The organism is Myxococcus xanthus (genome assembly GCF_006402735.1).
Lineage (GTDB): Bacteria > Myxococcota > Myxococcia > Myxococcales > Myxococcaceae > Myxococcus > Myxococcus xanthus_A.
In genome coordinates this window covers 3,001,959-3,024,767 of the sequence record NZ_CP017174.1, presented here as the reverse complement: position 1 = coordinate 3,024,767, position 22,809 = coordinate 3,001,959, and the positions used below count along the sequence as shown (strand labels likewise).

The following is a 22,809-nucleotide window of genomic DNA, read 5'->3' as shown; positions in this document are numbered from 1 at the left end:
CGCTTAGCACGCGCGGGGGGCCGGGTGACAGTGTTCCGCGAAGCCACAATGCAGGGCTTGGCAGGCTGCCTTCTCCCTCCCATCCCATTCACCCCTGGCTTCACCGCGTGCCACTGCCCGTGCAGCCCCCGCGAGCCGCCCGGCGGCCTCCTCCAGGCCCCTCGTCCCGGACAGCCACTCGGGCTCCGGCTGGGGCTCTCGCAGGAAGACGACTCCCACCCGCACCGGCACCCCTTCTCGCACCATCCGCCGGGCCACCAGTCCCAGTGCGGCCAGCTCGTAGGTGTACGCGGCCGCTCCCAGTGGATGACGCCCACCGTGTTTGAAGGCCACCACCACGGCCTCCCCGTGGGGCGACTCCCACAACAGGTCCACCGCCCCCTCGACCCCCACCTCACCCTCCAGGGCAAGCATGAAGGGCAGGCCCCGGTGAATTGTCTGTGACGGCACCCGCGCCAGTTCACGTGCGAACGCCGACGTCAGGAAGCGCTCCACGGTGTTCAGCACTGCATGCATGCCCTCTTCGTCCGGAAGCGCGCCCGCGTCACGCAGCAGCGTCTCCAGGTGGGCCCGCCGCTCGGAAGCGTCCACATCCGGCGCCGCCAATCGGAGGTCGACGCCGCGAAGCAGCCGCTGCACCAGGTCCTCGGGACGCTCAGCGGGAAGCCAGCCGTCAGGCTCCACCAGGGGCGGCGCGCCACGAGGCAGCATTTCCCACGGCCACGGCGCACCGCGCAGCCCCAACCGGTGCACGTAGTGGAAGCGGCGCGGGCAGGCGATGAAGTCCTGCAACGCCTCCGCGGAAGCCACCGCGGCGCCCAGTGACTCCGCATGCGCGACACGCTGGCCTCGCACCCGCAGCAGCGCGGCTTCGACGCGCGCCTCGGCGAGCAACAGGGCATCCGGACCGGGCGGCTCCGGGTCCGCCGGTGGTGGGAGCGTGTCGACGTCCAGATCATCGACCAGGCCACGCAGCTCCGCATCCACCTCCAGGCGCCCGTCAATGAGATGCCACCAGGAGTCCTTGCCACCGCGTGGCTCCGCGCCGCCCGCCAGCACCAACATGTCCTTGGCACGCGTGAGCGCGACGTAGAGCAGGCGGCGGTACTCGGCGTCCTCGCGCGCCTTCAGCTCCGCGCGCACCGCGTCGAAGCGGCTGGAGGTGTAGTCGTCCAGCGAATCCGGAACCCACGGCCGCAGGGAGATGCCATGCGTGCGCTCGAAGTGGGCACGGCCCGAGGTGCTGCGCCTCCGGCCGCCCGTCGAGGGCACCACCACCACCGGCCACTCCAGTCCCTTGGCGCTGTGGATGGTGAGGAGTTGCACCGCGCGAGGGTCGCTCGCGTCCAGCAGGTCCGCCTGGGCCTCCGTGGGGTTGTTCTCCGCCAGCATCCGCAGCTCGCGCGCGAAGGCCACGCAGCCGCCCGTGCCGCGCTCGTCCCGCCGCGACGCCAGCGCCAGCAGCTTCTCGACGTTGGCGCTGGCTTGCTCCGCATACGGCGAGCCCGCCAGCGCTTCGCGGTAGCCGGTCACGTCCAGCGCGGATACCAACAGCTCCCGCACGCCCATCCGGTCGCGCTCGCGCCTCAGGCCGGGAAGCGCGGCGAGGAAACGCTCCAGGCGCTGCCGCTCACGCTCGGACAACGAAGCCAACACCTCCGGGTTCGTCAGCCGGGGCGACGACAAGGACAGGGGCGCGTCTCCCGCCAGGAGGAACAGTGACGCGTCCTTCAACCCCACCAAGGGTGAGCGCAGCACCGCCGCGAAGGCCAAGGCATCCTCGGCATCCGCCAGCAGCGCGAGCAGCGAGGCCAGGTCCAGCACCTCCTGCGCGCCGTAGAAGCCACGACCGCGCAGCACGCGGTGCGGGACACCGTGGCGGATGAGCGCCTGCCGGTACACCTCCAGGTGCGTGAAGGTCCGGAAGAGCATGGCCACGTCTCCGCCCCGTGCGGGACGCAAACCTTCGCCATCCTCGCGCGCCACGGACGCAGGTGCCCCCGGCGCCAGCAGGCACCGCAGCCGCCGGGCAATCGCATCCGCGTCCAGCCAGCGCAGGTCCGCCGCCGTGTCCGCTTCCTCCAGTTGCAGCCGCTCCACCACCGGCGCGTCCGACAGCGACGGCCTCACCGCGGCGAGGTCGTCCTGCTCCGGAACGTAGATGACCTCGAAGGGCCGAGGCGCCCGGGCATCGGCGGCGACGAGCACCCCCGCGAAGGTGCGATTGAAGAACGACAGCAGCCCGGGCACGGAGCGGCGGTTGTGCTGGAGGAAGCCGCGCGTGCCGCCCTCGTCCACCAGCTTCTTCGCCAGCACGGAGAAGACGGACACGTCCGCGCCGCGGAACTCATAGATGGACTGCTTGCGGTCACCCACCGCACAGAGGAAGGCGGGCTCCAGCGGCAGCGCCGTCGCCAGGTCCGCGTCCGGCGGCAGCTCGCGCGGGCCGTCCTCGCGCTTCTCCGCCAGCAGCAGCACCAGCTCCAACTGGAGGCGGTTGGTGTCCTGGAACTCGTCCACCAGCAGCGCGCCGATGCGCTCCTGCACCTGGCGGCGGAACTCGGGATGCGCGCGGAGCAGGTCGCGCGACTTCACCAGCAGGGACGTGAAGTCCAGCACGTTGCGGCGGGACAACTCCGTGTCGTGCCGCGTCTCCACACGCGTCAGCAGTTCGCGGAACGTCACCTCGAAGGGCGCGGTGCGCCACGCGGCCCAGGCATCATCCAACCGGGGCACGGAGCCATCGCTCTTGCCGAAGACGCGCCAGTAGAACTCTCGCACGGGCCCCGCGGCCCCCTTGCTGAGCCGCGCGAAGTTGCGACCATCCGCCTTGAAGCACGCGCGCAGCCACGGGAAGCGCTCGCCCTGCCCGAAGTTCTCGGGCGTCATGCCGTTGAGCGCGCGCTCCAGCCCGCCCAGCAACCGGCTCCACTCGCCCTTCGCGTCCAGGCCCCGCGCCTCGGCGCACAGCTCCAGGCACCGGGTGACCGACGACTCCAGCTCCGCGCGCGCTTCGGCGGCGTCACTCACGGCGGCCTTCTCCGCGCGCAGCCCTTCCTCGCGCAGCTTGCCGTAGACGGCCACCAACGCGGCCACCAGCCCATCAGAGAAACCCGAGCCGGAGAAGCCCAGCTCCTGACACAGCTCCCGGACCTGCGCGTCACCGGCTTCCAGTGCGTCCAGCACCACGCGCTCGCAGACGTCCTGCACCAGCCCCGTCGCCTCGAGCGAGTCCAGCACCTCGAAGTTCGGGTCGATTCCCACCGCGGGCGGCGCGCGCCGCAGCAACTGGCCGCACAGCGAGTGGAAGGTACCCACCGTGGCCGCGCCCAGTTCCTCACGCAGTTGCCGCCAGGCGTCCGGCAGCGGGAACGGCTTGTCCAACCGCGCCAGCGACGCTCGCAGCTCCACTTCCTGGTCCAGGCGCGTGTCGCCCTGGGCCAGCCCGTCCAGACGATGGCGAACGCGGGCGCGCATCTCCGCGGCGGCCTTGTCCGTGAACGTGAGCATGCACAGCCGCGACGGGCGCACCGCACCGCCGGCCTCGCGCGCGCCGGCCAGCAGGTGCAACGTCATGGTGACCAGGCTGTATGTCTTGCCCGCGCCGGCGCCCGCCATCAGGGCGAGGTTGCGCTCCAACGCGAAGAGGGACGGCTCGCCGCTCATCCCCCGTCCTCCGTGATGCGCCTGTCCGTAATCCGGCACACCGCGCGATAGCCACACGTCCCGCAGTCCTGGGGCCGCGCGGCGAACTGGCCCTGCCGCAGTGTGCCCACCAGTGCCTCCACGGCGTTGGGCAGGTTGAGGCCTTCCTTCTCCGCCACCTTCGCGCGGACCTCGGGGTCCTTCGACAGCAGCTCGTCCAGCTCCACGTCGGAGATGACCTCGGACAGGCGGATGGCCATGCCCGTGCGCAGAGAGAACCACGCGGCCTGCCGCGCTTCCGTGTGGCCGCTCTCGCGCGCCGCGTAGAGGTACAGCGGGAGCTGGAAGTCCGACGTCAGCAGCCGCTCCTTCAGCGAGCGCTTGTCCAGCCGGCCCGACTTGTAGTCGATGACACCCACCTCGCCGCCCGACTTGTCGAGCCGGTCGATGGTTCCCTCGAAGTACACGGGCTCCTCGCCTGCGTGCAGCACGACGTTGCTCCACTTGTCGTCACGGGCGGCGGGTCCGAAGCGGAACTCGAAGTTCTCCGGCGTCATCGCGTCGAAGGGCAGACCGCGCCGCTCGTCCACGAGGATGCGGCGAGCCATCGCTCGGGCCCGCTCATGCGCCAGCTTCCACAGCTCCGGATGCCCCACGTGGTGCACGCGCTCGAAGTCCTTGATGGCGGCCTTGAGCGCGGCGTCCAGCACCTCGTCCGGAACCTCCTCCGGCGCCTTGCCCAACAGCTGCTTCTCCTTCAGCGCCGCGAAGACCTCCTCCACGACCTTGTGCCAGAAGGTGCCACGGCCCCGGGCGTCGAACTCCTCGCCCGGCACGTCCGGCTCGGCCACCTTCAGGCCATATGAAAGGAAGCCCTGGAAGCCGCAGTTGCCGAAGCGCGCCAGCGCCGACGCGGAGAGCGGCCGGGTGATGTCGAAACGGAACGTCTCGCGCAGGGACTCGCGCTGCGTGTCGAGGTCCACCGAGCCGGAGTACGGGCCGGGCTGCACTTGCGGATCGCCGAAGAAAAACAGGCGCTCCATCTCCACTTCCGACAGCTCGCGCGCGCCCGCGTACCAGGCTTCGGGTGCGAAGCGGCGCCGGAGCACCGCGGCCGCCGCATCGGGTTCGGTGACGCGCAGCTTGGGCTGGGACAGGGCTTCCAGCGCCACGCAGCGGCGCAGCTCGGACTCGGTGAGCACTTCGTCCAGCGGCGGAATGGGTGACAGCGAGCGCGGCTCCCACTTCAGCGCGGTGAGCCGGCGCACCTCTTCCAGGAACGCCGATGGTACCTGCTCCTGACCGCCCGCGGACTCCACCGCGAAGGACAGGCTGACGCTCGCCTCGGCGGCAGCAAGTGCGCTGGCGAACAGCAGGCGGTCCTCGGTGAGGCGCCACGCCGCGCGCTCGTCGAACTCGCCGCCCGTGAGCCGGAAGACGTCGCGGCCCAGATGTTTGTTGAGCGCGGCGCGCTCCGCGTCCGCCAATAGCGGAGACGGTGCGTCACGCCCGGGGAAGCGGCCTTCCGTCAGCCCCGCGAGGAAGAGGTGCTGGAAGGAACGGCCCGGCAGCTCGGCCACGTCGAGCACCTCGACGGCGGCACCACGGGGCCCGCGCGGAGGAAGGTGCGCATCCGCCATCGCGTCACGCAGCCAACGGCCAAAAGTCCGGCGGCGCATCTTCGGTCCGCCGCCCACCGCCTTCATCATCCGCGTCAGACCCTGCACCCGCAGGCGGAGCGCTTCGCGCGCGGCATCATCCCGAGCCCGCGCATCCGCCGCGCGCGCGCCCAACCCACCCTCCTCGCGTGGCGCCAACGCGCCCTCCGAATCCACGAGGCCCAGCCGCTCCACCACCTGCCACCACGCCGCGAGCAACTCCGCGGCGGTGCCTTCTTCGGGAATGCGGCGGCAGGCGTCCACCAACAGCAGACAGCGCTCACGCAGCAACTTCACGGCGTCGACTCGGGTGCTGTCCTGCGCCTTGCGCGTACCGCTGAGCGCGAGCAGCCGCCGGGCCAGCCCGTCCAATCGCACGTCGTAGGCGCCCCGGCCTCGCACCGCGCCCAGCCGGTCATCGCGCACGGCGGCCTGGGCAAAGAGCGTCGCGGGCGCATCCGGTCCACCGCGTGACAGCTTTGGCGCATAGCGGCTGCCCATCAGGTCCGCCATGCGCTCGACCGGGAAGCCATCCTCCACCAGCAGCGGCAGGTCCAGCGCCAGACGCACGGGCCCGGCGAGTCCCAGCGGCTCGCCCCAGGGCAGGCGCACCGGCACGCCCAGTTCCCCCAGCGACTCCGCGAGCCAGCCGGCCTCGGGCCCCAGCTCGCGGTACGCCACCGCGATGTCGCCGGGCGCCACGCCTTCGGCCAGCAGGCGCCGCACGTCCCGAGCCAACAGACGCGCCTCGTCACGGGCCGTGGCCGCGTTCCACACGCGCAGGGACGGCACCGCGTCCTTCAACACGTCGCGCGGCGCCCGAGGCGAGAAGAGGTGGCGTCCCAGGTCGATGAAAGGCCGGCCCTCGAAGGAGACGTCCGCCTTGAAGAGGTCCACGTGCGTCATGGAATCGCCGCGGTTCTCGAAGGCGCGGAACAGCGCCGTCAGCGCCGCGTCCGCCGCGGGCGAGCCACCCACCGGCGTCTCCACGCGCAACGTCACCCGACGGGACTCACACGCCGCCGCCAACGCGAGCAACAGCTCCAACCCCGAGGGCCGCACGTCGTACACGCCGTGAAGCACAAGCGTGCTCAGCCCCTCAAACCCCACGGGCCACGCGCCTCGGCCCAGTGCCTCGCGTGCACCGCGCAGCACATCCTCGCGGTCGGCGAGACAGAGCTCCGCCATCCGCTGTTCGTACAGGTGGTACAGGCGCGCAATCACGCGGATCCGGGTCCTGCGCTCCTGCGGCAGGATTTCCACCGCGTCCTGAAGTTCACGAGCGGACAGGCGCCCGGCCTTCAGGTCCAGCACCACGTCCAGCGCGGCGCGCGCGAAGGCGGGCTCTCGCACATAGTCGCCGAAAGGCGTAGGCCCCAGCTCCAATCCCAGGGAGGCCACCACCGCTCGCGCCGCCACCGCCGGGCATGGACGCCGGTTGAGCTCCCGCGCGCCGCCCATCGCTTGCAGCATTTCGTCCCAGGTCAGCAGGTGCGCGCCCACGCTCAGCCCACTGGCGTCGCCCATGGCCCGCAACGCGGCCTGACGCCGGCCGGCGTCGGGGAACACGTGGAGGGTGCGGCCAGAGCGGAAGGGCATGCGGGGCGGATTCTAGAACGACCGGGCGGGTGACTTTCATGCTCCATTCAAGGCCCGCCGCCCAGGTCATTTCCGCGCCTGCCCGGCCGCTGTCCGCGTATTCCCGGCCAGTCCATCGATATCCGCGCCGGGCCTCCCGGTTTTACAACGAGTCTCGGGGGCTCATGAGCGCGCCTCCAGTGGCAGCTCCAACTCGAGCTGTGTGAGCGGAGTCGGCCCCAATCCCGCGCCCAGGAAGAAGCGCGCCAGGGGGCCTTCCGGCACGACGGCGCTCACGGCCAGCGCCTTCCCGGGCCACCGCGCGGCCAGGGCACCCAGGAGCCCGCGGCCAGCGCCCTGCCCCCGGGCCGAGGGCTCCACCCCCACGGAGCGGACGACCAGCGTGGGCGCCGCCACATCCGCCACCACCGCCACCGCGGGGCCCAGCCGGAACGCACGCGCGGGCAGCGCCAACCCCATGACCGTCGCGGGAGCCAGTTGCCAGGGCAATCCCTCGGGCAGCAGCCGCGCGCACTCCCACGGGTCCACTTCCTCCAGCGCGGAGGCACCCGCCAAGGGCTCGGGCGTCCCCATGAAGCCCACCAGCCGGCGAACGCGCTGGAAGCCCAGCCGCTCGTAGAGCGTCACCGCGGGCGCGTTCTGCTCGATGACCTCCAGCAGCATCCGGGTGTCGCCCCGCGCTCGCGCGTCCTCCAACAGTGGACGCAGCATGGCACCGCCCAGTTTGCGATTCCGCCAGGCGGGCACCACCCCCATTCCCGCCACGCGGCTCTCCCGTCCCCGGCGGGCCATCAACACGAGCCCCACGGGCTCCCCGTCCACGCGCGCGACGCGGCTTTCCTCCAGCGAGATGTGCTCACTGCGCACGCGTGCGTCGAACAGGCCGGGGGCATCCGGCACGGTGACGAAATACCCCTCGAAGGCGCGGGCAAACAGCGTGGAGAGGGCGCGCAGCGGCAGGTCCGACGCGGGAGTCAATTGCATGAGGGGGCACGCCTCCAAAGACATGCGGGCCGAGTCTACGCACGAAGTCATGGGACTTCGCTGGAACCCGAAGGGATTGCGCCCCTATGCTGCCAGCCGTGCGCCTCCCTTATCGAGCGTTTGCCATTGCCGTCCTGCTGACCGTCGTCCCCTTCTCCCCCGCCGCCGCGCAAGGCGGCTCGGACGAGCCGCGGCTCCATGAGCTCCGCTTCGACTGGACCCGGGATGGGGTCATCACCGGCGCGGCGGGCGTGCTGTGGATTTCCAGTGAGACGCTCTTCAAGGACAACCTGGCCCCGGCGCAGTGCCGCTGGTGCGACCGCGCGCCAGATGGGACGGACCGCCTCAACCGGCTGGACCGCTGGGGACGGGGCATCGTCGGGTCGACGCCGTCCGCCCGCAAACGGGCCCACGACTGGAGCAACATCATCGGCTTCGGCGCGCTACCGGCGGGAGTGCTCGGCATCCAGTACGCCATGGGCCATGGCTCGGGCGCTCCGACTCGCTACTTCGCCCAGGACGCCACCATCATCGTCCAGAGCGCGGTGTTCGCCTCCCTGGCGAACCAGACGGTGAAGTTCATCGCCGGCCGCGAGCGCCCCTTCGTCCACGTGCTGCCCGAGGACCAGAAGGGCCTCACCGACCACCCCAGCGACAACAACCTGTCCTTCTACAGCGGGCACACCAACCTCGCCTTCTCGCTGGTGGTGTCCGCGGGCACCGTCGCCGCGCTGCGCGGCTACAAGCACCAGGCGTGGCTCTGGGCGGTGGGCCTGCCCGTGGCCACCTCCGTGGGCCTGCTGCGCATGGGCGCCGACAAGCACTACCTCACGGACGTGGCCACCGGCGCATTGCTCGGCTCGGCGGTCGGCGTCGCCGTGCCCCTGCTGCTCCATGGCCGGAAGGGCGAGGCCACGCCGAACATCCAGTCAGGGCAGGTCCAGATGGCGCCCGTGGCCAGCGCGCGGATGGTGGGCATCTCCGGCACCTTCTAGTTCCGCGCCGGCATCGCTTCTCCCAGGCCGAACTCCGCGGGGGCGCCCTCTCCCTCCGCGGCCAGCGGAGGCAGCGAGTTCATGTCCCAGCGCTGGCCGGCGGTCCACGACACGGCGCCCGACAGGCCCCAGCCCGCGCGCAGGGCCTGACGGTCCTCGTACTCCAACCAGAAGATGGACTCCTGGGCCCTGGCCGCCTGGTCCAGGCAGGCGATGCGGGTGGCCGGGCGTCCCGGGGCCTCCAGCGTCACCGCGAAGCCCTTGTGCGAGTGGCCGCACAGCATCCACTTCGGCAACACCGTGTCCACGAGCCGCCGCGTCACGGGATTGCCAATCCAATAGGAGGGCAACGGCCTTGGCGGTGACGGGTTCTCCTCCCGCGCGCGCTGGACGATGCCTCGCGGCCATTCGTGGACCAGCATCAGGTCCACGTCGCGCAGCTCCGCCACCTGTTCGACCTCTGGCGTGCGGAAGTAGCCGGCCTGCTTCACCATGTCCGGCGTGGAGGGTGGCTTCAGCGGCTGGTCGACGAAGCGCGGCGCGTGGATGCCCGACAGGTACGCCACCCGCAGTCCACACAGTTCGCGAACCCCGGCTCGGCCCAGGTACGTCACGTTCGGCGCCAGCTTGCCGCCCTGCTGGAGGTCGTGCAGCGCCTCGAAGTCCTCGTTGTTGCCCCCGATGAAGTACAGGGGCCGCTTCACTTGCCGGAGCCCATCCGCGTATTCCGCGAACTCGGCGGGCATGGCTCGCTTGGCGGCCTTGCGCCGGTGGTCATCCGCGCGGCGGAAGGCTTCGACGTCGCCCACCGCCAGCACCAGGTCCACCCGGCGGCCTCGAGCCTGCTCCAGCGCGTCCAGCCACGTCTCCACACGGTGGAAGCGGCCATGGATGTCGCCCACGGCCGCGACGAGTAGGGGTTCCGGCATCTTGCTTGAAAGGCTGCACGCGCCGTACCGCCCTGTCGAGTCGAGATCATCTCATGTCGCCAATGGCTGACAGAACGCAACCTCTCCGGGCGGCCAAACCCCGGGCGGGACGGATGACGCACCCCGTCCAATCCGTGCCCATTGAGGTCCGAAAGCGGCCAGACAGCGGCAATCGGGTATGGGAGTTTGCCCCCTCATGAACGGCCTGGACGCCAGCGCGTGCTACCGCGCGATGCAGACCCGAGATGCCCGCTTCGACGGCCGGTTCTTCACCGCCGTCCGGACGACGCGCATCTATTGCCGGCCCATCTGCCCGGCCCGGACGCCCCGGTTCGAGAACTGCACCTTCTATCCGAGCGCCGCCGGGGCCCAGGATGCGGGCTACCGGCCCTGCCTGCGCTGCCGCCCGGAGACATCACCGGACCTCGCCTTCTGGCGGGGCACCTCCAACACCGTCGCTCGGGCCCTGGCGCTCATCGCCGAGGGCGGCCTGGATGACGACGGCGCCGGGGTGGAGGAGCTCGCGGGCCGGCTGGGCGTGGGCGACCGGCAGCTGCGGCGGTTGTTCCAGCAGCACCTGGGAGCCTCGCCCGTGGCCGTCGCCCAGACGCGGCGCGTGCTGTTCGCCCGGCAGCTCCTGCATGAGACGACCCTGCCCATGGCCGAGGTGGCACTGGCCTCGGGGTTCCGCAGCGTCCGCCGCTTCAACGACGTGTTCCGCGCCCTGTATGGACGGCCTCCCAGCGCGCTCCGCCGGAGCCGAGCCCCGGTGGGCGATGCCGCCGCGGGTGTCACGCTCTTCATCCCCTACCAGCCCCCCTATGACTGGGAAGCGATGCTGGCGCATCTGGAGGCACGGGCCCTACCGGGATTGGAGCACATCGAGGCCGGGCGCTACCGGCGGACCGTGGCGACCGCAGGCGGTCAGGGCGCCGTCGAAGTCTTCCGAGCCCCTGGACGCGACGGGTTGCTCGCGACGCTCCGCCTCCCCCAGGTTCAGGCCCTGCCCTCGGTGGTGGCACAGGTCCGGCGCGTCTTCGACGTGGGCGCGGACATGGACGTCATCCGGGAACACTTGTGCCGCGACCCGCACCTCGCTCCGCTGGTGTCCCTGCGACCAGGACTGCGAGCACCGGGAGGCTGGGACGGCTTCGAGCTCGCGGTCCGCGCCGTGTTGGGACAGCAAGTCACGGTCTCCGCGGCGCGCGGACTCGGGGCGCGGCTGGTCGCGGCGTATGGCGAGCCCACCCGTGTCGAATCGACGGGAGACGCCCGGTTGATGCGCACCTTTCCCCGGCCGGAAAGACTGGCGCAGGAGGACTTGAGCTCGCTCGGCATGCCGGCCGCCAGGGCCCGGACCCTGTCGAGCCTGGCCGCGGCGGCCGCAGCGGACCCGAGGCTGTTCCAGCCACGCGCCACGCTGGAGGAGACCGTCGAACGCTTCAAGCGCATCCCCGGCATCGGAGATTGGACTGCGCAGTACATCGCGCTGCGCGCCGTGCGCGAACCGGATGCCTTCCCTTCGGCGGATGTCGCACTGCTGCGTGCACTCACGGGCGAGGATGGCGTGCGGCCTTCTCCAGATGAAGCGCTTCGCCGTTCCGAAGCCTGGAGCCCCTGGCGCGCCTATGCCGCGCAGCACCTCTGGGCCGCGGATGCCGCCCGGCCCGGGCCCACACCCCACCTTCCCCGCTCCCCCTCGCGACAGAGAGATGACGATGCCCCCGCCGCTGCGTTTGCTCATGGACCGCGCCCCCACGCCCATCGGCTTGATGCTGGTCGTCTGTGACGAAGCGGGCAGCCTTCGCGCGGTCGACTGGGAGGAGTACGAGCCCCGGATGCTCCGGCTGCTGCGGCTCCATTATGGCGTGAACGGCTACGTGCTCGAGCCCGCGAGCGACCCCTTCGGCAGGACGACCGCGATGCAGACCTATCTGCGCGGAGACGTCAGCGTCATCGACTCGCTGCCCGTGGCCACCGCGGGTACGCCCTTCCAGCGAGAAGTCTGGCGCGCGCTGCGTGACATCCCCGCGGGCGCCACCACGAGCTACGGCCAACTGGCCCAGCGAATCGGCCGCCCCAAGGCCGTGCGCGCCGTGGGCATGGCCAACGGCGCCAACCCGATTGGCGTGGTGGTCCCCTGCCACCGGGTGGTGGGGTCCAACGCGTCACTGACGGGCTACGGCGGTGGACTGGAGCGCAAGCAGTGGCTGCTCGACCACGAGCGCCGCCATGCATCGTGCTCCGTGGCCTGACCTTCACTTCATGTGATTCCCGACCGGCACACCTTCACAGGAGTCCATTCATGACCACCGACAGCACCCGCCGCGCAGAGACGTTCCACGCCCTGCACCAGGGCCCCGACCTCCTCATCCTGGCCAATGCCTGGGACGCGGGCAGCGCACGGCTCATCGAAAGCCTGGGCGCGAAGGCCATTGCCACCACGAGCGCGGGCGTCGCCTGGGCGCATGGGTATCCGGACGGGGACGCACTCCCGCTCGACCGACTGCTTGCCACGGTCAGCGCCATCACCCGTGTCATCCGCGTCCCCCTCACGGTCGACTTCGAGGGCGGCTACTCCAACGACGCGGCTCAGGTGGGGGACGCCGCTGGCCGCCTCATCGATGCGGGTGCCGTGGGCATCAACATCGAGGACGCAAGCAGCCCGCCCGCGGCGCTGTGCGAGAAGATTGCCCGCGTGAGGCAGGTCAGCACCCGCCTGGGTGTCCGGCTCTTCATCAACGTGCGGACAGATGTGTATCTGCGAGGGCTGGTCCCCGAGCCGCTGCGGCAGCGGGAGACGCTTGCCCGAGCGGAGCAGTACCGCGCTGCCGGCGCGGACGGACTCTTCGTGCCCGGACTGGTGGATGCGGCTGGCCTCCAAGCCATCACCGCGGGCACGCTCCTTCCCGTCAACGCCATGGTCCGCCCCGGCCTCCCCAACGCCCAGGAACTGCGGCGCGTGGGGATCCGCAGACTCTCCAGCGGCGCCTCCATTCCCCAGACGTTGCTGGGCGAAGCCGCGGCCCTGGCCACGGCCTTCCTCGCGGACGGGAGCTCCGAGCCCCTGTGTCAGAAACGGATGGACTACGCGGCCATCAACGCGCTGATGCCGTCGGACGCCTCGTCCTGAGGACAGACGCCCGGCGGCATCACGCTCCGCACACCCGTTCAGCCGCAGCCCAGCGGGTACGTCACCTCTACCAGTGAACCCGCCTCGGGCGCCGTGGGGCGGTCGAAGAGGATGGCATTCTCGCGGGCGTCGTACACCCAGCCGGACGTCACGCGGACGCCGTCCACATCGACGACGATGCTGCCCGGATCTTCCGGCGTCTCGGACAGGGGGAACTTGCGGTTCGCGCCAAACGTGCTGTCGGACAGCTTCTCCAACGAGCTGGCCCAGTTCGGCGTGCAGATGCTGTCCACCACGCCGCCCGTGGCCTCCGCCAGTTGGATGTAGCGGCTGCCCGAGCTGCTGGACGTGGGGCACCTGGCCAGGTCCGCCGGCCCGACGATGGCATTGACGCTCAGCTTCGAGCGGTCATTGCCCTTCAGCGCCAGCAGGTACGTCTCGTAGAAGGACACCGGCTGCACGCTGAAGTCCTCCTCGTCCGACACGAAGATGATGGCCAGACGGGCGTCCTCGCGCAGGAAGCCTCCGTTGCCGTCGTTGGGCTGCGCGGTGCGCGGGTCATCCTCGTTGTAGAGCAGCGGGTCCGCCAGCGCGCGGTAGGCGGCCTCCAGTCCCTGCTCGTTCCAATGGCAGACACCCACGCGGGTGTTGTTGGCGAAGACGCCCGCGGCGTCCGGCGTCGCCGGAGTGATGATTCGCGGCCGGGTGCCGTCCACGGGGAACAGGCGGCCATTCTCTCCGCCCTGCGAGCCGCCCGGGCACTCAGACCAGCCACCTGGAGACGGGTCCAAGCCCGTGGTGGTGACGCCGATGCGGTAGTCCACCGAGGCGCCGTCCGCCGCGCTCAGGAAGGCCGCGAAGTTCTGCCCCAGGCTCTGCTGCTCCTCCATCATCGACCCCGAGTTGTCGACCACGAAGAGCACGTCCACCTTCGCCTGTGACTCCTGGAAGAAGCGGTCCGTCTGCTCCGCCTTCGTCACGCCCTGTCCCACCATGCCCACCGTGTAGACGGAGCCATCCGCCAGGGTGAAACGCAACGCCGCGGTGTCAGCGCCGTCATCCACCGGGGCATACGTCGCCGTCAGCGCGCGCGTGCTCTGGCTCGCCAGCGTCCACGGGGCGTTGCCGCCACCATCCACGGTGAACTCGCCCGCGTCCGCGTCGAACGCCACCTGGCTCACCTGGATGGGCCCGACGCACGAGTTCACGGCCACCAGCTCCCGCGTGCGCGGGCCGCACGTCAGCTTGGTGACGCCGAAGTCCACCGTGGTGGGCTGCACCGCGAAGCATCCCACGACGCCCTCGCCCTGCAGCTCCACCAGCGGGTGTCCCTGCGTGGGGCTGTTCACCCAGGCCTCGGCCAGCCCCGAGAAGCCACCTTCCTCGGACGGTTTGAAGCGGACCACCAGCGTCGCCTTCGCGCCCGGCTCCAGCACGCCGTTGCGCATGGGAGACGCGGAGAACACCCCGTCCGAACCCTGGGCGAGCTGCATCGACGCCAGGTAGCAGGCCTCGGTGCCCGTGTTCCGCAGCGTCACCCCCAGCGCCACCTCCGCGCCCACCGGCACCTTGCCGAAGTCCAGCTGCTGGGGCAGCACGTACTGGCACGGCGCGAACACCCGGCTCCGCCCCTCCAGCGCCACCGCCTCCGTGGTCGCGGAGCCGCTGTCACGCACCGTGACGGAGAGCTGTCCCTGGCTGGCGTCCGTGTTCCCCGCCTTAGGCCGGAAGGTGACGCTCACCCGGGCATTCTGCCCCGCGGGCACCATCACGCTGGCGGGCGCCTGGGCCAGGGTGAAGTAGCCGCCCTGCTGCGTGTCGAGTTGGAGGTCGGTGACGCTCACGTCCGCACGGCAACGGTTGTAGACGGTGACGTCGCGCGTCGCCGTCATGCCCTCCGCCACCGTGCCGAAAGCCAGCCGCCGGGGCAGCACCGTCACGCACGAGCCGCCGCCCTCGCCCACCAGCGACACCTTGGGGCCCGGCGCGCTGGAGCCCTGCTCGCGCACGCCAATCTCCACCCGCCCGTCACGCACCTTGCCCACCGCCGCAGGCGTGAAGGCCACGCGCAGCTCCACCGCCGCGCCCGGTGCCAACTGCCCGTTGGCCACCACCGGCTCACTGGTGATGCGGAAGACGCCCTCCGAGCTGTCCACGAGCTGCGAGCCCGAGAAGCTCAACGGCTGCGTGCCCTGGTTGCGCACGGTGATGACCTGCTCCGCCGTGGCCCCCAGCGCCACGCGCCCGAAGTCCACGCGCAGCGGCGTCACCTCCAGCTTGGACGCCACGCCCGTTCCCATCAGCGGCACCACCGCCGGCTCACACCCGTCGCACACCGCTACGTGCAGCGCCGCCTCGGCCGCGCCCAGCCGGCGCGGAGCGTAGGCCACCGGCACCACCAACTGCTCGCCCGGAGCCAGCGAGGAGGGCAGGCCCTGCCCGGCGGTGAACTGGTCGGCGTCCGCGCCCTGCACGGACAGCGTCAGCGGACTGTCCACGTCCGATGGGTTGCGCACCGTCACCTCGCGCATCTCCACCAGGCCCATGGCCACGTTGCCGAAGTCGAGCGCCTCCGAGGACACCTCGAGGAAGGCCTTCACGCCGCGGCCGGACACCGGCACGCGTCCACCGACCTCCGCGTCGGTGATGATTTCCACCACGCCCTGAATCTCGCCCTCTACCCGCGGCAGGAAGTGGATTTCGATGTCCTGCTCGCCACCCGCGGACAGGATGAAGGGCTCGAAGGGGGGAATGTCGACGTTGGGCACGCTGGAGACGGCGCCTTCCACACGATAGGAAGCCCGGCCCGCGTTGGCGATTCGCAGCTTGAACGTCTTGGTATGCCCCAGCGCCGCGGGACCGAAGTCCACAGTCTCTGGCCTGACGACGAAGGCGCTCTTTGCCTTTTGAGAGGCGGGCCGTTCACACGCCCCTCCCGCCACCATCACCACCACCAACGCCACCAGCCCAAACGCCCTGCGCATAACGTCCTCCCCGCCCCACCGGGAGACGCCAGGAACACACCCTGGTTCACCTCACGGCTCAGCGGGGGGCCCTTTGCAACCCCGGTGCCCGGTCCGCCCACAGAGAGGCGAGGGGCGCTCCCACGCGGCAACCCCCTGGCCTCGCAGGGAAACGCCAGAGCCCGCCCGGGAAATGCGGGTGTCCTTTCGCAGGACACTTCTGAAATTCCTTCAGGAACCCCAGGTGTCACACAGACGAATCCTCCGTCCGGGTGGGGCAGGCGGCCAGGCGTCGCGACTTCGCCCCCTCTGAGTGGCCCAGGAGGGGCTCGGAGATTTCAGGGACGCCTCCCCGCCTGAAGGGTCGCCAGATGTGGGATGCGGGGCGCAACCCAGGACGTTCTCCTGTATCCAGAGCGGTTCCAACGTGTTTCCCCCTACCGGAACACATATTCAGTGGTAGATCGCCCGCCCATGTCCGAGCCCGACGTCATTTCCCTCAGAGGCGCCAAGGAGCACAACCTCAAGAACGTCTCCTTGGACATTCCCAAGAAAAAGCTCGTCGTCTTCACCGGCGTGTCTGGTTCGGGCAAGAGCTCGCTCGCCTTCGACACCCTCTACGCGGAAGGCCAGCGCCGCTACGTGGAGAGCCTCTCCGCCTATGCACGGCAGTTCCTGGGGCAGATGGAGAAGCCGAAGTACGACACCATTCGCGGCCTGTCGCCCACCATCTCCATCGAGCAGAAGGCGGCCAGCAACAACCCCCGCTCCACGGTGGGCACCGTCACGGAAGTACACGACTATCTGCGCGTACTTTATGCCTCCATCGGGGTGCAGCACTGCCCCAACTGTGGCGTGAAGGTGGGCAAGCAGAGCGCGCAGCAGATTGTCGATGAAATCCTCAAGGCCCCCGCGGGCACCAAGCTCCAGGTGCTGGCGCCGCTGGTGACGAACCGCAAGGGCGAGCACAAGGACCTGCTCGCCGAGGCCCAGAAGCGCGGCTTCTCCCGTGCCCGCATCGACGGCGCGCTCAAGAGCCTGGAGGAGCGCATCGAGTTGGACAAGAAGTCCAAGCACGACATCGCGCTCGTCATCGACCGCGTGGTGCTCAAGCCGGACGTGAAGACGCGCCTCACCGACTCCGTGGAGACGGCGCTGCGAGAAGGCAAGGGCACGCTCATCATCACCGACGAGAAGGGCACGCTCGCCTCCGACCGGGTGATGTCCGAGCTCAATGCCTGCTCCAAGTGTGGCCTGTCCTTCGGTGATTTGACGCCCGCGTCCTTCTCCTTCAACAACCCCCTGGGGATGTGCACGGACTGCAACGGTCTGGGCACCAAGCCGGAGATGGACCCGGACCTCATCGTCCCGGACACGTCACGCAGCATCCGCGATGGCGCCATCGAACCGTGGGCCGGCAGCATGAACCGCGGCGAGGGCTGGACAGCCGACTTCGTGGAGAGCCTGGCCAAGGCCTTCAAGATTGATCTGGACGTGCCCTACGCGAAGCTGACCAAGCGTGAGAAGGACACGCTGATGTACGGCGCCAATGGCAAGTCCTTCACCGTCGCGTGGGGCGAGGGCGGCAAGTACAAGATGGAATGGGAGGGCCTGGTCGAGCGCATGATGCGCAACTTCAAGACGACCACCTCCGAGGCGCGCCGCACCGAGCTCCAGAAGTACTTCAGCGACAAGCCCTGCCCGTCCTGCAAGGGCGAGCGCCTGAAGCCGGAGAGCCGCGCGGTGAAGGTGCACGGGCGAAGCATCGTCGAGCTGAGCCGGCTGACCATCTCCGACTCGCTGGGCTTCCTGGGCGACATGGCCCTGTCCGCGCACGAGCGGAAGATCGCCACCGAGCTGCTGAAGGAGATTCGCAGCCGCCTGTCCTTCCTGGTGGACGTGGGCCTGGGCTACCTGATGCTGGACCGCACCGCGTCCACGCTGTCAGGCGGTGAGAGCCAGCGCATCCGGCTGGCGTCGCAGATGGGCAGTGAGCTGACGGGCGTCATCTACATCCTGGATGAGCCCTCCATCGGCCTGCACCAGCGCGACAACGGCAAGCTGCTGCTGACGCTCAAGCGCCTGCGGGACTTGGGCAACTCCGTCATCGTCGTGGAGCACGACGAGGAGACGATGGAGGAGGCGGACTGGCTGGTGGACTTCGGTCCGGGCGCGGGCGAGCTGGGCGGCCAGGTGGTGGCCCAGGGCACGCCGGAGCAGGTCATGGCGAACGAGGCCAGCTCCACCGGCGCGTACCTCTCCGGGCGGCAGGAAATCGAGATTCCGCAGGAGCGCCGCAAGCCGGACCCGAAGCGCAAGCTGGTCATCCAGGGGGCGCAGGAGAACAACCTGAAGAACGTGGACGCGGAGATTCCGCTGGGCGTCTTCAGCGCGATTACCGGCGTGTCCGGCGCGGGCAAGTCCACGCTCATCAACGAGATTCTCTTCCCGGCCCTGGCGCGGCACCTCTACGAGAGCCGTGAATCCCCGGGCAAGCACAAGGCCGTGCTGGGCATGGAGCACCTGGACAAGGTCATCGACATCGACCAGCGCCCCATCGGCCGCACGCCGCGCAGCAACCCGGCCACGTACACCAAGCTCTTCGACAACATCCGCGAGGTGTTCGCGATGACGCCCGAGGCGCGCGCGTTCGGCTACGGGCCGGGCCGCTTCAGCTTCAACATCAAGGGCGGCCGCTGCGAGGCATGCGAAGGCGACGGAGTGAAGCTGGTGGAGATGCATTTCCTGGCGGACGTCTACGTGCCCTGCGAGGTGTGCGCCGGCAAGCGCTTCAACGAGGCCACCCTGCGCGTGCGCTACAAGGGGAAGAACATCGCCGAGGTGCTCGATATGAGCGTGCGCGAGGCGATGGAGCACTTCGGCGCTCACCGCGACATCATGCGTGTGCTGCAGACGCTCCATGACGTCGGTCTGGGCTACATCCGCCTGGGGCAGCCCTCCCCCACCCTGTCCGGCGGCGAGGCCCAGCGCATCAAGCTGGCCCGCGAGCTGGCGCGCGTGGCCACCGGGCGCACCCTCTACATCCTCGACGAGCCCACCACCGGCCTGCACTTCGAGGACATCCGCAAGCTGCTGTCCGTGCTCAACCGGCTGGTGGAGGCGGGCAACAGCGTGCTCGTCATCGAGCACAACCTGGACGTCATCAAGAGCGCGGATTGGCTCATCGACCTGGGCCCCGAGGGCGGCGCGGGCGGCGGCAGGATTCTGGCCGCTGGCACGCCCGAGCAGGTCGCCGAGGTCGAAGGCAGCCACACCGGCCGCTACCTGGGCCACGTGCTCACCAAGGCCCGCCGGGCCCGCGTGGGCGTGCGTGTGGACGACCCGGTGCCCGTGAAGAAGGGCGCGCGGGGCTGACGGCGCACCGCGCAATGCCTCCTGGGAAAATGGAGCGGGGGGACGGGGGTGCCTTCATTCACCCCCACCCCCTCGCACCACCTTGGAGGAAAGACATCATGGGAAATGATAGGGATATTCCAATGCCTGTCAAACCCAGCCAGGCAACTTGAGTTGTATTAACAAACACGCACGCCCACCGGAATGACGCAGGTAGTCTTACCGGAGATTTCCGGCATGGGTGCGGCCAGGGAAGCGCCGGGTGGCGCGGCGGGGCCCTTCCGTTCGGTGGAGTCCCGGCGGCGCGTTGGGTAGGGTGCGGCTTCTCAGAATCTAGGAGCCCCCACCTTTCGTCACGAGGGAGCACCCCGTCGTATGGCCCAGGCAACCGCCGCGCAGAGCAGCAAGTTCCCGCCGCAAATCCCCTTCATCATCGGCAACGAGGCGTGTGAGCGCTTCAGCTTCTACGGGATGCGGAACATCCTCACGGTGTTCCTCATCGACTACCTGCTGCGCACGCAGATACCGGACAACGCGCTGCGCGAGGCCGAAGCCAAGAGCCTGATGCACACGTTCATGGCGGGCGTGTACTTCTTCCCGCTCATCGGCGGCTACCTGGCGGACCGGTTCTTCGGGAAGTACCGCATCATCCTGGGGCTGAGCCTGGTGTACTGCCTGGGCCACGCGTGCCTCGCCGTCTTCGAGAACAGCGTCACGGGGTTCTTCACGGGCCTGGCGCTCATCGCCATTGGCAGTGGCGGCATCAAGCCCTGCGTGGCGGCAATGGTGGGGGACCAGTTCAACGAGTCCAACAGCCACCTGGTGAAGAAGGTCTTCGCCATCTTCTACTGGACCATCAACTTCGGCTCGTTCTTCGCGTCGCTGTTCATCCCCCTGCTGCTCAAGCACTTCGGGCCGTCGGTGGCCTTCGGCATCCCCGGGGTGCTGATGTTCATCGCGACGTTCATCTTCTGGGCGGGCCGTCACAAGTACGTCCGGGTGCCGGCGACGGGCGCCAATCCGCACAGCTTCTTCAAGGTGGTGGCCAGCGCGCTGCGCAACCGCGGCCAGGGCGGCGGCTGGCTGGACGGCGCGAAGCGGGAGCACCCCGAGGAGGCCGTGGACGGCGTGAAGGCGGTGTTCAAGGTGAGCGCGCTGCTGCTCCCCTTCGTGCCCTTCTTCTGGATGCTCTTCGACCAGAAGGCTTCGACGTGGGTGGTGCAGGCCCGGTCCATGGACCCGCAGGTGGGGCCGTTCACCTTCCAAGCCAGCCAGATGCAGTTCGTCAATCCGCTGCTGGTGATGCTGCTCATCCCCTTCCTGACGGCCGTCGTCTACCCGGCCTTCCAACGCTTCGGCTGGGAGCTGACGCCGCTGCGGCGCATGCCGCTGGGCCTGGTGATTGGCGCGCTGTCGTTCATCATCGCCGGCATCTTCCAGGTGACGATGGAGGGCGGCACGACGCTGAACATCGCGTGGCAGATTCTCCCGTACATCGTGCTGACGCTGGGCGAAATCCTGATGTCCACCACGGGCCTGGAGTTCGCGTACACGCAGGCCCCGCGTGAGATGAAGGGCACCATCCAGAGCGTGTGGCTGGTGACGAACACGCTGGCCAACGTGGCGGTGGCCATCACCGCGAAGCTCAACGTCTTCACGGGCTCCGGGCAGTTCTTCTTCTACGCCGGCTTCGCCCTGGTGGCCGCAGTGGGTATGGCCCTGGTGGCCCGCCGCTACGTGGTGCGCGACTACTACCAGACGTCCGCGCCCGTCCCCACCGAGGAGCGCACCGCCGCCGGTGTGACGCCCGGCTCGGCGAAGTCCGCGTAGCCAGGCGGTCAGCCCGCAGCAGTGGACGCCGGTGCACCCCTGAGGTGCGCCGGCGTTTGTGTTTCAGGCGTGGCGCGGACAGGGGCGCGAACGGAAACGCCGGAGCAGCCCCCCGGGCGCGTTTCGGCATCGGACCGCCGCGAGGCCGCCAGCTCCGCGAACAGAAACGCCGGCGCCCCATCGGGACGCCGGCGTCTGGACTTCAATCAGGAGGAGTCCGCGACCGCTCAGGCCGCCGCCACCGAGCCGCCCTGCTGCTCGGAGGTGGGCGCGGAGGGCTTCACCTCGTCCGTGCCGTGCATCATCCGCTTGAGGATGGGCGACACGACGAGCAGCAGCACGCCAGCGATGCCCGTTCCCACGGAGATGTAGAGGAACACGCTGAACTCGCCCAGCTTCTCCGAGTAGCCACCGAAGACACCGGCCAGCTTGTTGGCCGCCGCGTTCGCGAGGAACCACACGCCCATCATCGCGGAGACGATGCGCGCCGGCGCCACCTTGGTCACCATGGACAGGCCCACGGGCGACAGGCACAGCTCACCCATGGTGTGCAGCAGGTAGGCCATCACCACCCACCACGCCGCCGCCTTGCCCGTCGAGGCGCTCTCGCTGGAGGCGCCCAGCATGAAGAGGAAGCCGGCGGAGAGGAACAGCAGGCCCATGCTCATCTTCACCGGGATGCTCGGGTCCTTGCCGCGCGCGGCCAGCCAGCTCCACAGGCCGGCGAAAATCGGCGCCAGCGTGACGATGAAGATGGAGTTGAAGTTCTGGAACCAGGTCGTCGGCACTTCCCAACCCAGGATGCCGCGGTCCACCTTCGCGTTCGTGTAGAGGTTCATCAAACCGCCGGCCTGCTCGAACCCCGTCCAGAAGGCGACGACGAACAGCGCCATGATGAAGATGACGAGGATGCGGTCGAACTCATCGCGGCTGAAGCCCGACTTCTCCGGGGTGCCCGGCTTCGCCTCGGCGGCGGCCACCATCCGCTCCGGCACCAGGCCCACCTTCCCCAGCAGCTTGCTCTGCAGCGACACGAAGGCGATCAGGCCCAGGAGCATGCCCACGCCGGCGGCGCCGAAGCCCCAGTGCCAGCCCACGCGCTCACCCAGCGTGCCGCAGATGAAGTTGCCGAGCACCGCGCCCAGGTTGATGCCCATGTAGAAGATGGTGAAGGCGCTGTCACGGCGGCCGTCACCGGGCGCGTACAGCCCGCCCACCATGGTGGAGATGTTCGGCTTGAAGAAGCCGTTGCCGATGATGAGGAATCCCAGGCCCGCGTAGAACATCGTCACGCTGGGCAAGGCCAGGATGAGGTGGCCTATCATCATCAACACGCCGCCGAGCACCACCGCCCGGCGCTGCCCCATGTAGCGGTCCGCGATGAAGCCGCCGGCGATGGGCGTCAGGTACACCAGGCCCGTATAGGTGCCGTAGAGGCTGAGTGCGTCCGCGGTGGACCAGCCAAATCCTCCGTTGACCTTGCTCGTGAGGAAGAGCACGAGCAGGCCACGCATGCCGTAATACGACATGCGCTCCCACATCTCAGTGAAGAACAGGAGATACAGCCCTCGCGGGTGCCCCTTGCGGGCATCACCCGCGGCTACGGTGCCTTGCATGCAGGTCGTTTCCTTGAAAAAGGAGAGGTGCGACGAAAAAGTGGCGTGACTGTAGCAGACACGCGGGCCGTGCCCAGGAGGACACCTGCGCGGATAGGGAATT

The 22,809-nt window shown here is 69.5% G+C and carries 12 protein-coding genes; 6 read left to right on the top strand and 6 right to left on the bottom strand.

Going from position 1 to position 22,809, the window contains the following annotated elements:
* Positions 1-3 precede the first annotated feature (3 nt).
* The 3 genes from BHS09_RS12830 to BHS09_RS12820 form a co-directional block, all read right to left on the bottom strand.
* Entirely contained in the window at positions 4-3,666 is a 3,663-nt protein-coding gene (locus BHS09_RS12830; RefSeq protein ID WP_140798008.1) for a UvrD-helicase domain-containing protein, read from the bottom strand.
* Positions 3,663-6,902 (bottom strand): PD-(D/E)XK nuclease family protein, encoded by a 3,240-nt coding sequence (locus BHS09_RS12825; protein ID WP_140798007.1) that lies wholly within the window; start codon positions 6,900-6,902, stop codon positions 3,663-3,665. Before BHS09_RS12825 ends, BHS09_RS12830 begins: the two co-directional genes overlap by 4 nt.
* 162 nt (positions 6,903-7,064) lie before the next feature.
* Positions 7,065-7,886, bottom strand: coding sequence for a GNAT family N-acetyltransferase (locus BHS09_RS12820; protein ID WP_140798006.1), 822 nt, complete (start codon positions 7,884-7,886; stop codon positions 7,065-7,067).
* Between the two features lie 86 nt (positions 7,887-7,972).
* Between BHS09_RS12820 and BHS09_RS12815 the strand changes: the two genes are divergently transcribed.
* Positions 7,973-8,881, top strand: coding sequence for a phosphatase PAP2 family protein (locus tag BHS09_RS12815; RefSeq protein ID WP_140798005.1), 909 nt, complete (start codon positions 7,973-7,975; stop codon positions 8,879-8,881).
* Here the strand turns inward: BHS09_RS12815 and BHS09_RS12810 are convergent.
* The gene (locus BHS09_RS12810; RefSeq protein WP_140790052.1) at positions 8,878-9,810 is read right to left on the bottom strand and encodes a metallophosphoesterase; all 933 of its coding nucleotides are present in this window, start codon (positions 9,808-9,810) and stop codon (positions 8,878-8,880) included. The two genes, BHS09_RS12815 and BHS09_RS12810, sit on opposite strands and share 4 nt — an antisense overlap.
* A 196-nt stretch (positions 9,811-10,006) precedes the next feature.
* Between BHS09_RS12810 and BHS09_RS12805 the strand changes: the two genes are divergently transcribed.
* From BHS09_RS12805 to BHS09_RS12795, 3 genes are read left to right on the top strand one after another with little or no spacing between them, the layout of a single operon-like run.
* Positions 10,007-11,599 carry an AlkA N-terminal domain-containing protein gene (locus BHS09_RS12805; RefSeq protein ID WP_140798004.1) on the top strand — a complete coding sequence of 531 codons (1,593 nt, stop codon included), beginning with the start codon at positions 10,007-10,009 and terminating at the stop codon, positions 11,597-11,599.
* On the top strand, positions 11,553-12,065 hold the full coding sequence (gene ogt, locus BHS09_RS12800; RefSeq protein ID WP_140790049.1) for a methylated-DNA--[protein]-cysteine S-methyltransferase: 513 nt from the start codon (positions 11,553-11,555) through the stop codon (positions 12,063-12,065). Before BHS09_RS12805 ends, ogt begins: the two co-directional genes overlap by 47 nt.
* A 50-nt stretch (positions 12,066-12,115) precedes the next feature.
* Complete coding sequence (locus BHS09_RS12795) at positions 12,116-12,943, top strand: isocitrate lyase/PEP mutase family protein (RefSeq protein ID WP_140798003.1); 828 nt, start codon at positions 12,116-12,118, stop codon at positions 12,941-12,943.
* A gap of 38 nt (positions 12,944-12,981) precedes the next feature.
* On the opposite strand, the gene BHS09_RS12790 is transcribed toward BHS09_RS12795, so the two are convergent.
* The gene (locus tag BHS09_RS12790) at positions 12,982-15,927 is read right to left on the bottom strand and encodes a choice-of-anchor D domain-containing protein (RefSeq protein WP_140798002.1); all 2,946 of its coding nucleotides are present in this window, start codon (positions 15,925-15,927) and stop codon (positions 12,982-12,984) included.
* 453 nt (positions 15,928-16,380) lie between these two features.
* Between BHS09_RS12790 and uvrA the strand changes: the two genes are divergently transcribed.
* Entirely contained in the window at positions 16,381-19,281 is a 2,901-nt protein-coding gene (gene uvrA, locus BHS09_RS12785) for an excinuclease ABC subunit UvrA (RefSeq protein WP_140798001.1), read from the top strand.
* A 354-nt stretch (positions 19,282-19,635) separates the two neighbouring features.
* Complete coding sequence (locus BHS09_RS12780; protein ID WP_140790041.1) at positions 19,636-21,090, top strand: POT family MFS transporter; 1,455 nt, start codon at positions 19,636-19,638, stop codon at positions 21,088-21,090.
* A gap of 227 nt (positions 21,091-21,317) precedes the next feature.
* On the opposite strand, the gene BHS09_RS12775 is transcribed toward BHS09_RS12780, so the two are convergent.
* Positions 21,318-22,706 (bottom strand): peptide MFS transporter, encoded by a 1,389-nt coding sequence (locus tag BHS09_RS12775; protein WP_140790039.1) that lies wholly within the window; start codon positions 22,704-22,706, stop codon positions 21,318-21,320.
* Between the last annotated feature and the right edge of the window lie 103 nt (positions 22,707-22,809).